This window comes from Streptomyces sp. A1136, from assembly GCF_004795055.1.
Taxonomy (GTDB): domain Bacteria; phylum Actinomycetota; class Actinomycetes; order Streptomycetales; family Streptomycetaceae; genus Streptomyces.
In genome coordinates this window covers 69,650-80,986 of record NZ_SSBJ01000033.1, presented here as the reverse complement: position 1 = coordinate 80,986, position 11,337 = coordinate 69,650, and the positions used below count along the sequence as shown (strand labels likewise).

General features: G+C 70.9%; 9 protein-coding genes and 1 pseudogene. 8 read left to right on the top strand and 2 right to left on the bottom strand.

All coding sequences use genetic code 11. The features are described 5' to 3' along the window. Positions 1-127, top strand: a pseudogene (locus E6R62_RS41280) (IS630 family transposase); the annotation flags it as partial. A gap of 116 nt (positions 128-243) precedes the next feature. Here E6R62_RS41280 and E6R62_RS28080 read toward each other — a convergent pair. Both E6R62_RS28080 and E6R62_RS28075 read right to left on the bottom strand, forming a co-directional pair. Continuing rightward, the gene (locus E6R62_RS28080) at positions 244-1,437 is read right to left on the bottom strand and encodes a hypothetical protein (RefSeq protein ID WP_136216270.1); all 1,194 of its coding nucleotides are present in this window, start codon (positions 1,435-1,437) and stop codon (positions 244-246) included. A 374-nt stretch (positions 1,438-1,811) separates the two neighbouring features. Then, entirely contained in the window at positions 1,812-2,345 is a 534-nt protein-coding gene (locus E6R62_RS28075; protein ID WP_136216269.1) for a hypothetical protein, read from the bottom strand. A gap of 369 nt (positions 2,346-2,714) precedes the next feature. Between E6R62_RS28075 and E6R62_RS28070 the strand changes: the two genes are divergently transcribed. The 7 genes from E6R62_RS28070 to E6R62_RS28040 are packed head-to-tail and all read left to right on the top strand — an operon-like array spanning position 2,715 to position 11,300. After that, on the top strand, positions 2,715-3,797 hold the full coding sequence (locus E6R62_RS28070; protein ID WP_136216268.1) for a conjugal transfer protein: 1,083 nt from the start codon (positions 2,715-2,717) through the stop codon (positions 3,795-3,797). Then, complete coding sequence (locus E6R62_RS28065) at positions 3,794-4,099, top strand: hypothetical protein (protein WP_136216267.1); 306 nt, start codon at positions 3,794-3,796, stop codon at positions 4,097-4,099. The genes E6R62_RS28070 and E6R62_RS28065 overlap by 4 nt, the downstream gene beginning before the upstream one ends. Beyond that, on the top strand, positions 4,096-4,644 hold the full coding sequence (locus E6R62_RS28060) for a hypothetical protein (protein ID WP_136216266.1): 549 nt from the start codon (positions 4,096-4,098) through the stop codon (positions 4,642-4,644). Before E6R62_RS28065 ends, E6R62_RS28060 begins: the two co-directional genes overlap by 4 nt. After that, a complete protein-coding gene (locus tag E6R62_RS28055) occupies positions 4,644-7,214 on the top strand; it encodes an ATP-binding protein (RefSeq protein ID WP_136216265.1) in 2,571 nt (856 codons plus the stop codon). The genes E6R62_RS28060 and E6R62_RS28055 overlap by 1 nt, the downstream gene beginning before the upstream one ends. Next, positions 7,211-7,555 (top strand): hypothetical protein, encoded by a 345-nt coding sequence (locus tag E6R62_RS28050; RefSeq protein WP_136216264.1) that lies wholly within the window; start codon positions 7,211-7,213, stop codon positions 7,553-7,555. The genes E6R62_RS28055 and E6R62_RS28050 overlap by 4 nt, the downstream gene beginning before the upstream one ends. Beyond that, a complete protein-coding gene (locus E6R62_RS28045) occupies positions 7,555-10,191 on the top strand; it encodes a hypothetical protein (protein WP_136216263.1) in 2,637 nt (878 codons plus the stop codon). The genes E6R62_RS28050 and E6R62_RS28045 overlap by 1 nt, the downstream gene beginning before the upstream one ends. Next, positions 10,188-11,300: a bifunctional lytic transglycosylase/C40 family peptidase gene (locus tag E6R62_RS28040; protein WP_136216262.1), complete on the top strand. Its 1,113-nt coding sequence runs from the start codon at positions 10,188-10,190 to the stop codon at positions 11,298-11,300. Before E6R62_RS28045 ends, E6R62_RS28040 begins: the two co-directional genes overlap by 4 nt. Positions 11,301-11,337 lie beyond the last annotated feature (37 nt).

Sequence of the window (11,337 nt, the reverse complement as noted above, 5' to 3'; positions counted from 1 at the left end):
CGACATCCGGGCCTGGCTCGCCGACTGGAACGACCACCCAAGGCCCTTCATCTGGACGAAGACAGCCGACGAGATCCTCGACAAAGTCGCCGCCTACTGCCACCGAATCTCTGACTCAGGTCACTAGGTGTTACCGCCGACAACGACTCGGACGTCGTCGTCCCGGTCTTCGTTGTCGGTGAGCGGCACGACGCCCGACGCGGCAGGGGGGGTGGCGTCGGGCCGCCGCGGCGCGGGTGGGCGTCAGCTCCCGGTGATGCGGGTCCAGGTGAACGGGCCGAAGGAGGTGGCGGTCGTCGAGTTGTGGGCGCCCGGGGTGACGGTCAGCTTCAGCCATTCCAGCGGGGTGGTGCTGCCGTGTACGACGATGCGGTGGAAGTTGGGGACGTCGTACGACGGGTGGCTGTTCCAGGCGTCGTACGCGCAGACGTCCTCGTCGCCCGTGCAGGGCGCGGCCTGGGTGAGCGGATTGTCGGAGCGGTAGACGTGCGAATCACCGACCACTAGGAGCACCGGCTTGCCGAAGCTCTTCGTGTGCTTGGCCAGACTGGACACGACCGGCTCGTAGTTCGCTACGTGCTCTGCGCTCTTGCCGTCCAGGTCCCGCATGTCGGCCTGGGTCGTGTCCACGACGTTCGACATGCCGCCGGCGTTGGCGAGCGCGAAGGCGGTGTTCAGCCAGCGCAGGTCGGCGGCGGTGCGGTGGGCGGCCTCATCGCGCTGCTCCCCGGAGGCGGTCGGCGCGCCGTACCAGGGGTCGGCGTCGTTGTTGGAGCCGCCGGGCACGTTGACCGTTACGAACAGGGTGCCGTTCTTGATCCACAGTACGTTCTCCACGTACTTGGCGTCCTCGGGGTGTGCCCGGTTGGGTACCTGTGCCTGCGACAGGACGCGAAGCGTCCCGCTGCCGAGAGTGTGGCCCGGCTGGGGGAAGAACGTCTTGCGGACCAGGTTCAGGTTCGCGGCCGGGTTGCCGGAGGCGTAGTCCACAGGTTGCCCGGTGGCTGGGTCGAGTACGGGGTCGATCTGCCCGGTGAGCGGGTTGTACGTGCCGTCGCCCTCCTTGGCCTTATGGCAGTCAGCCCACTCGTTGTCGCCGGGGGTGTAGACCAGCGGGTCGGTGAAGGTCTTCCACAGGGCGGCGACGGACTGGTCGTACGCGACGGTGCAGTACTGCTTACCGGAGTGGATGTCACCGACGTGGATCACGCTGCTGACGTCCGGGTCCGCGTTGACGTTGGCCACGAACGCCGGTGTCGCGTCGCACTCGGAGGTGTCGGTGGGTGAGGTGCCGTACGGGGCATCGCCGTACACGGCGAGCGAGAACGGCGTTTGGGCCCCGTGTCCCGAGTCGCCCGCGTTCGCCGTCCCGGCGGAGGCCGGTATCACGCTGAGCGCGAGGGCCAACCCCACGCCCGCGTACGATCTTCTCTTCATCCTGGCTCCTCGATCAGTTCGACCAGTGCCGCAGCAGCCTGCTGGCGGCACCCGTCTCCTCGGGGACGCGCAGGTGAACAGGAATCGAATACGACCGCGCAGGGCAGCTCTATTCGCAGCCAGGCAGGTGTGGCGTGACCGGCTGCAGAAGCGATTTCGGCTGTGTCTGCGGGCCAGCGGCGAGGACTGTGGCCTTCTTCACCTCAATCGGGCCCGCGCCAGCGGCAAGAAGGGCCGAGGCGAGGCCGGGAGTGTGCAGGACATCTTTCCCTGTCGGCTGCGGGCCGGTGCTGGCGCCCCGCACGGCCGGCCCCGCAGTCCACACTGACCACCTTCCGCTCAGCCGTCGCACTCTTCGGTGTGGGCGTGGGCTGTCAGACGGTTGGTGACCCCTTGTAGTCGTGGCCTTCGTAGCCGCGCCCGTCCTTGTGCCAGTCCAGATAGAGGACCGCGTTCGCGTACGCTCCGCTTCCCGCCCGGTGGCTGATCGTCGGGGTGCGGTAGTGGCCGTCCCGGTCACCACCGGACGTGGCTGTCTCCAGCCGGTCCTTGAGCTGGAAATCCCTCTCCGCCACCACCGGGTCGGTGCCCTCCCGGGAAGCCATGATCTGCAGTCGGACCTTGGCCCCATCGAAGATCGTCGCATCGGTGGTGGAGTAGAAGTGCGGGCCGTCCCAGCGGACGTCGGCGTAGGCGTAGACGGTGGGTCCGGAGCGGGCCGCGCACGTCTCGATGGTCACGTCCCAGTTGTCGGGTGCGGGGCCGGAGTATCCGGCGTCGTCGATCGTCTGGGTGCTGGTCGAGCAGCGGTAGCCGGGCGCGGCGGCCGGGGTCGCTGTGGCGGGGGTCGTTGCGGAGAGGACGGCGAGCGCGGCCGCGGCGGCGAGCAGAGGGTACTTGGTGTTCATGGCCGGTCAAGGCCGCCTGCGGCCCGGACGACACGGGCTTGCCCTGAAGGCGCCCCGCACGAGGGATGTTCCCCGACAACTGTCCGGGCCGTCGGCCGCTCACCAGCCGGAGCGGTAACTCACCACCGCCGTCGGTGAGTGCCCGCCAGGTGGTGACTTGGCGGTGGTGATGTCACCACGAGGCCGGTGAGTTGCGGGCGGGCAGGGCTGTGACCTGCGGTGGGGAGGTGGTGGTGAGTCACCGGTGACTCACCACGACAGCTGTGTCGCAGCCGTGATGGTGCGGGGGTTGTCGTGGTGATCGGACCGGTGAGGAGGCCGCCGTTGTCTGGGGGCAAGCAAGTCCGCTCCTCCTCGGAAGGCATCTTCATGGCACGTCGTCGCACTCTTCCTCCCGGCCGGGAACGTCCCGCCCGCCGGATCGCGTCCTCGACGCCGCTGCGCGCCTCGCGGCCGGAGACCGTTCCCGCCGGCAGGCCTGTCTCTCGCGGTCCGCGCCTGGCCCGTATCGGCATCTGGACGGCGCTCGCGGCCGGCCCCCTCGCCTTGATGGTCGCGCTGGCCGCGCCGTCCGGGACCGTCGCGCAGGCGGCCCCCGCCCCGACCCCGAGCGCCGCACGTCCTCAGGCCGATCCGGCCGGGACGGCCTCGCACTTCGTGGAACTGTGGCTGCGCGCCGACGCCGCCGCGCCCGACAACCCGGTGGGGGCGGCGGTGCGGGCGATGGCTCCTCAGGCCGAACTCCCCGCCCGTGCCCGTGAAGCCAGGGCGCCGGAGGCGGTGCGGGTGACCGCCCTGCGGACCGTCCGCCTGCCTGGCGGTGGGTGGACGGTGACTGTCGCCGCCGTCACCGACGAGCAGCATGAGCCCGCGCCGGGCACCGGCACCACGGACAGCGCGGTCGTCGTCCAGCCCGCGGTCCGGTACTTCGCCGTCAGCGGCACCGGCGGCAAGGACGACGGGCCGCTGGTGATCACCGGATCGCCCGCCGAGGTATCGGCCCCCGAAGCGGCCCCGGCCAGCACCTCCGTATTCGACCACCCCGTCCCCTCCACCGGTCCCCTGGCCGTCTCCCTCGGGCAGTTCCTGCGGACCTACCTCGCCGGGGCGGGTGGGCAGGGGGCGGGCTTGGAGCGGTACCTGTCGCCGGGGACGCGCCTGTACGCGCCGAGGGCCGCGTCCTACGCGCGGGTCGAGGTCCAGGACATCGCCGCCGACACGGAGACGGCCGGTGGCAAGGACGTTCCGGCCGACGGCACGAAGGCGCGGGTCCGGGGCCGTATCGAGGGCGAAGACCGGGCCGGCACCCGCTGGCCGCTGGAGTACCACCTGACCGTGACCGCCCGCGCAGGCCGCTGGGAGATCAGCGCCCTGGACACCGGATCGCCCGCCCCGATGCCTGCTGGCGTCGCGTCCCCCTCCGCCACGCCCATCGCCGGGGGTACCCGATGAACACGATGTTCCTCGCAAGCCAGCTCGACACCCTCGGCGACGGCCTCTTCGACATGTTGGGCAAGTGGGCCGATCGGGGCCTCAAGGTCGCCCTTGTGGTGATCGTCCTGGTGACCATCTGCCGGCAGTTCTCCCTCAAGGCCGGCATCGGCGCGTTGCTCGCCATGGCCATCGCGCTGGGCATCTACAGCTCTCGCGACACCCTGGCAGGCTTCTTCTCCGACAAAATCAAGAACCCGTCGACCGGTTCCGCTCCCCTCGATCCGGCCCCGCGGTCCCGTGCGGACGGGAAGATCCTGTGAGCGCGGCGGCGCGGCCCCGGATCGCGCGCGTCTACACCGGTGCGCGCCGCCACCCGTGGGTGCTGGGCAAGCTCGGGGATTGGGTCATCTGGTTCGGCCCGTACAGCCCGGCGCAGTTGGTGATCCTCGGTGGTGGGGCGTTCGCGTTGATCAAGGGCTACGGCTGGTGGTCGTGGGCCGGTCCGGTGCCGGTCGTGTTGTGGCTGGTGGCGGTGTGGGCGGCGCGTGGTGCACAGATTGCCGGTCAGAACCCGTTCACCGCCGCGGCCGGGGTGTTGGTGCTGTTGCTGCGGCACCCGGCGGGGCGGATCGGCGGCCGGATCGCGCGTGATCGCCGTCCCTCCTACCTGTGCGGCCGGTTCGTCATCCAGGCCGCCGCCCCCGTCTCCGGCTCCGTGCCGCTCGGCGCGTCCTCGTCTGCCGCCGAGGAGGCCGTGTGTGGAGGGGGCGGGTTGCTGGTGCGGCTGCCTGCTGTGTCGGGGCGGGTGGTTGCCGGGTCGGGCCTGGCCTCCTTGCTCGCGGACTCCGAGAGGAGGGCGGCGTGATGCGTACCCCGTTTCGGCACATTGCCGGTCATCTGCTGTGGTCGGCTTCCGCCCGGGTGTGGGCGGTGTGGCGGGTGACACCGCTGCCCGGCGGCTACCTGCCGGCGCAGGTTCGTCAGGACCTCCTCGACCGGGTCACCTCCCTGGTGCGGTCGATGCCCGCCATGGAACCCCGTTTGTTCGTGTTGGCGGCGCGTACCGATCCGGGTGAGATCGCCCAGCGGATGGTGGCCGGTCTGGACTGGGAGCGCCTGCCCGCGTGGTCGCAGACCTGCGCGGCCGCCGTCGATTTGCTGGCCGGGGAGGAGATGCACGAGCGGACGCTGTGGCTGGCCGTGCCCCTTCCGGGCCGGGCCGGGGCCATGACCGCGTCGCTCAATGCCCTCTATGGGGAGTTGTCCGCAGCCCTGGATCTCCCTGCGGTGCCGGTGCCCGAGGCGGAACTGAAGGCGGCGTTCGCGGAGGCCGAGCGCATCCAAACCGCCCTCGGCGGCGGGCTCGGGCTACGGCCCGCCTCCCCGGCGGAGATCGTGTGGATGGTGCAGCACGCCGTCCACCGAGGCCTCGCGCAGGAGCCGCTGCTGTCGGACGCGGAGCACAGCCCGCTCTACGGCAGCCGCGTCCACGAGGGCCGGCTCACCTCCCCCTCCTACGCGGACCTGGGGCAGATCCGTCTGTCCGAAGGCGGGCAGGACACCGACGTCCGGGGCAAGGCGAAGGCCGCCGAGCGGCCGTGGTGGCGCAAGGCCGGAACCCTCTCGCCTCTGGGCCGGCGGTGGCTGCAGGTCGAATCCGAGGCAGGGACCGGCTACCAGTGCCACCTCGTGCTCGCCGAGCTCCCGCCCGCGATGGCTGTGGACCGCGCCGATGTCCTCGCGCAGCTGGAGCACCTGCCGTTCCCGATCGACGTGGCGATGGACCTGCGCATCGTGCCTGCGAAGAAGGCCCGCGCCCAGGTCCAGCGCAAGAAGCGCGAACTCCTGGACCAGGCCAACCAGTACGGTGCGCAGCCGACCGGGATGCCGCATTCGCTTCCCGAGGCGGCCGGGGATCTCGCCGAGCAAGACGCCCGGATGGCGCGGACGTCAGTGGAGGTCGAGGTCCAGTCCGTGACGGTGCTGTCGGTGTGGGGGTCGGATGCCGACACCTGTGACGCGCGGGCGCGGGAGTTGTCCGCGGCCCTGTCGGGGGGCGACTACCGGGTGGAGCGCCCCTACGGCATGCAGGAGGAGCTGTTCGCCCTGTCACTGCCCGGCGGCCCGCGGGCTGCGAAACTCACCCAGTTCACACAGCACCAGCTGTCGGAGGACTGGGCCGCGGCCGGCGCTTTCACCCTGTCGAGGGTCGGGGACCCGGCCGGAATGATGATCGGTCACGACCTGGACTCCGGCACCATTCGCCCCGTCCTGCTGAACCCGGCCGACGCCCCGCAGGTCAACGCGTCCGCGTCGTTGGCCGTGGTCGGCGACCTCGGCGCCGGCAAGAGCGTGCTGGAAAAGCTGGTCACGGCGGCGGTGGTCGACCAGGGCGGCCGGGCGATCGTCATCGACCGAACCCCGATCCGGGAGTGGGCCACCTTCGGGCGGGCCGCGGTGGGCGAGCGGTGCGAGGTCATCGACGCCGCCCGCGCCGAGGTGTCCATCGACCCTCTGCGCGTGTTCGGCGGCCCGGTCGGCGCCCACTACGCGCTGTCCTACCTCACCTTGCAGCTGGGGGTGGGTGCGATGACCGCCGCCGGGGCGGTGCTCCACCACGCGGTCCAAGAGGTGTGCGCGGGCCCGGAACCGTCCATGGGCAAGGTTCTGGATGTCCTCGACGACCTGGCCAAGGTGGGCAGCGCGACCACGCGTGCGGATGCGGCCGCCACCATGGCGGACCTGCTGCGGATCGTGCGCGGCAACCCCCTGGCGGCGATGGTGTTCGACCCGGACCTGCCGCCGGTCACCCTGGACGGGGATCTGGGCGCCGACCTGGTGGTGATCACCACCACCGGACTCACCCTTCCCCCGAAGGAGGCATTCGCCGACGCCGAGGTGCTGCGCCAACAGCCGCTGGAGGCGTTGATCGGCCGGGCCGTCCTGTATCTGATCGCGGCAATCGCCCGGCAGGCCGCTTTCACCGATCCTCAGCGTTTTTGTCTGGTCTCGATGGACGAGGTGTATTGGCTGACCTCCTCGGCGGAGGGATCCGCGCTGGTCCACGAGATCCTCCACGACGGCCGCAAGCACGGCGCCGGATGCTTCCTCGGCGCCCCCGACGAAGCCGAGCTCGGCAACGACGCAGCCCTGATCGCCTACCGCTTCCTCGCCCGCACCACCGACAGCGTCCGCGCCGCCAAGGGTCTTCGCTTCATCGGGCTGGACGGCGACGACGAAGACCTCGTACGGATGGTCACCACCGGCCTCTCCCCCATCGGCCAAAGCGGGCGCGAGGGCGAGATGTTCCTGCGCGATCCGCGCATGCAGGTCGGACGAATCAAGATCGTCGTTCCGCCCGTGCCCCGCATCAGAGAAAAGATCTTCACCACACCCGGTCGCGCCACCCGCGCGGCCGCCGGGGGGACTTCATGACCCGCATCGCCACTGTCCGGCTGCTGATCACTGCTGCAGTCACTCTCATGTTGTTGACCTGCACCGTCGCCGCATGGGCCATGCCCCACACCCGCCCGTACGACGCAGCCGCACACATGGTCCCGGTCACCTCCGCCGGTGACCGGTGCGATCTGATCGCCGGCCCCGCCCGAGACGTGTGCCGGTCCCTTCCCGGCGAGTCCGTCGCAGCGCCTGGCCCCTCGGCAGCGGCAGCCCTCTCATCCCCGCCGCTGGACGGCAAGGCCATGCTGCTGCTGTTTTCCACCGTTGCCGTCGCGGCCGCCATCGGCCTCGTGACCACGGCAGAACGGCGCCTGTGATGGCCCGATTCGACATAGACCGGGGCACCCTGCGCTCGGCCGGATTCGTCGCCCTGCTCACCGTCGTGTTCCTGGTGACGAACACGGCGGTTGCGGCCGCCGCCGACGGAACCGCCGTCGGCGGTGGCCTGCTCGGTCCGCTGGACGTCATGACCGGCGAGGATGCGCCGCTCAGCGGCTACCAGCTGGAGGCGGTCGTCGCCGCGCCGGACACCATCCCCGCCATGAGCGCCGTCGACACGCTCACGACCGGCGCCCCTCCCATCGACGTGGTCGGGCACACCCAGCGCCTGGTGATGAGCGGCCTGTTCACCCTGGTCCGGCTGCTGGTGGGACTGTGCTGCTGGCTGATCGGATTCGTCTTCAAGTTCCCGCTCCTCACGTTGCTGACCGGGCCCGCGCAGCACCTCGCCGACGCCTACAAGATGCACGTCGTGGGCGCCCTGGGGCTTGAAGGGCTGCTGCTGTCCTGGGCCTTCGTGTTCGGGCTGATCCTTTTCGTCCGCGGGAAAGTCGGCACGGGCCTGGGGGAGATCGCCATGACCCTGGTCATCGCAGCGCTGGCCGCCAGCGCCTTCATCCGCCCCGACTACCTGCTCGGCAAGGACGGACCGCTCGACCAGACACACCAGGCCGCCCTCGAAGTCGCATCGATCACCACCGGCTCCTACTTCAGCAGCCCCGGCCGTACCAGCCGCGACTGCGCCAGCGCGGCCGGCCCATCGGCCCCGAACTGCGTCCACGAGCAGGCGAGCGCGGAAACAGTGGTCGACCCCATCCAGAAGGCACTCACCGACGCACTGGTGGTCAAGCCCTACATGCTGCTCCAGTACGGCCGCATCCTCGACCCCAAGAACCCCGACGACGCCGCCGCGTACAAGGCGCACGTGAAGTGGGTCAACAGCAGCCGGCCCGACAGGGCCGAGGGCAGCACGGACCCTTCCAAGTGCGAGGGAGTCTTCGGGCCGCTCAAGGAATCCTGCGAGCGCCGAGTCGCCAAGAAGCCCGAGGACCCGTGTCGGCTTCTGTTCGGTCCGGCGAAGGAGTACTGCAACCGGGGCGATGCCACACGCAGCAAGGACTCCGCTTTCGCGACGCTCCTCGACGAGCTGGGCAAGGCCGGTCCGGTCGGCAAGGCCTGCGCCGCCTACGCCAAGCAGCCGACGTGGGACCGGGTCTGGTCGGTCGTCGCGCTGCTGGTCGCGGTCATCGTCGTGGCCCTGATGATCGTTTCGATGGCGGTGGTGATGTTCGGCGCCCAGGGCGCGGATGCCGCCGCCGCGGCCGGCGGCCCGATCGCCTGGGTGTGGGCTATGCTCCCCGGTCCGTCCCGGATGCTGTTGTGGCGGTGGCTGGGCGTCTTCATCGTGTCCGCCCTGGTCTCGTTCATGGCCGCGATGGCGCTGCCGCTCTTCGGCATCGCCGTGGACGCACTGCTCTCCGACAGCGGCCCCGATCTGATGGTGGAACGGCTTCTACTGGTCGACGCCCTCGCCGTCGCGTTCCTGATCATGCACCGCCGCATCCTCGCCGCGACGGCCGGGTTCGGGCAGCACATGGCCACCCGCATGCGCTTCAAGAAGATCGGCGGCAGCCACCTGACCGGTGACAACTCCGAGCTGGGCGCAGCCCTGTCCATGCACGGCCCCTCAGGTGCCGGCCGTTTCAGCGAGATCGGAGGGGGTTTCTCTGCCGCGCACGGCGCGTTCGGTGCCCGGCTGCGGTCTTTGGGAAGCCTTGCCGCGCTGAGCGACGGCAGTGGGATGCCGATGTCCCCCGGCCGGCTGCTCGGTGACGCACTGGCCGAGGGGCGGCGCGGTGTCGCACCCCTGGCCGTGGCCCTGCGTGGCGCGCACGCCGCGTTGATCGGTCCCAAGCCCGGGCAGCACCCTGCGGCCGCCCAATTCCGGTCGGCCGCCAACGGCGGGAGCACCGGTCATGCGGGGGGTCGCGGGGAAATGGTGGTGGACCAGTGGACCGGTGAGGTCCTGCACGATCCGGCAACCGATCGGCCGCTGCTGGGATCACGACTGCACGCGCGGGCATCGCGACTGCGCGGCTACCGCGTCGCTTCCCGCACCGCCCGCCTCGCTTACGGCGCGACGCTGGGTCTGCCCCGCAATCTGGGACGTGCCCGGCAGGCGGGCTCCCAGTTCACCGAGGACGCCCGCACCCAGCTGCGCGTCGCGGCGAACGGGGTACGCGAGGACGCTGGCCGCTGGACCGACGGCGGCCGCGCCCTGCGCAACGGCGTCGATCACACCGGACAGGTCCTCGCCACCGCCTGGCAGGTCCACGACCCCATGGGATCCGTCCGCAACACCGCCCTGGCCGCCGCCATCGCCACCGCCCCCCTGGCCTCCGACGGCCGGGCAACCGCCGCGCCGCGCACCAGCCTTTCGGCCCCTCGGATCGAATCCGGCCACCCCAGCCGGCCGCACCCGCCGTCGCCTCCCGCCTCACCGGCACCCGTCCGCTCGCGCCGCTCCGAAACAACGTCCAGGTCGGGGGCGGAGTCCGGGTCGGCGACCCGGAATCCGACCGACGCCCAGGCGGAGGCGAACGCGGCACGGCTGCGCGCGATGTTCGACGCCCGCGCCGCCGAGCGCCGCCGACGCGAAGGCGGTGAGCAGTGAAACGGTGGAAGAAGCTGGGATGCCTGAGTGTGCTGCTGCTGGTGGCCACCGCCTGCTGCACCGGGCCGGTACTGTTGTCCGCCGCCGCCGGCGACCGCAAAGGCGGCGGTGCGGTCAACGCAGCGGCAGCCGGAATCCCGCAACGGATGCTGGCCGCCTACATGACCGGCGCCGCGCAGGTCACCTCGTACGTCGGTACGTGCAAGGGGATGCGGTGGCAGGTCCTCGCCGGGATCGCCCGCGTGGAATCCGACCACGCTGCCGGCCACACGGTCTCGGCGGGTGGGGACATCACCCCGCCCATCACCGGGCCACGTCTCGACGGATCAGGGGCCGGCGGCAACACCACCGCCATCACGGATACCGACGGCGGACAGTGGGACGGCGACACCCGATACGAGCGGGCGGTGGGCCCATTCCAGTTCCTGCCCGACACCTTCCGCGCCTACGGCAAGGACGGCAACAAAGACGGAGTGACCAGCCCGCACAACGCGGACGACGCCGCCGTCACAGCGGCCGTCTACCTGTGCGGCAACGGCCGCGACTTGGCCGACCGCGAGCAGCTGCGTGCCGCGATCCACACCTACAACCAGTCCTGGGCGTACGTCGATGACGTGCTGTCGGGCATCGACCGCTACGACGCCCTCGGCCGGCTGCCCGCCCTCCCCTCCGGCAACGTCGGCGCCGTCATCCAGGCCGCACTCGCCCAGCAAGGCGTGCTCTACTCCTGGGGCGGCGGCGGACCACAAGGTCCCGGCAGCGGGATCTGCTGCTCCCCCGGCGGGCAGGACGGCCGCACCGTGGTCGGTTTTGACTGCTCGGGGCTGACCCAATACGCCTACGCCACGAGCGGGATCAACCTCCCGCGCACGGCATCCGAACAAGCCGGTGTGGGGCGGCGGATCCCCGCCTCCGCCGGATTCGCAGCCCTGGCCCCCGGCGACCTCGTCTTCTACGGATACGACCCCACATCCGATTCGACCATCCACCACGTCGGGATCTACCTCGGCGACGGAAAAATGATCAACGCACCACGACCCGGCAAAACAGTTCAGATCGACCCCGTCACCGCCATGCCCGACTACGCGGGCGGAACGAGGTTGTTGTGACCCGATCCCCGTGGAGCGGCGGCCGCATCCTCGCCGC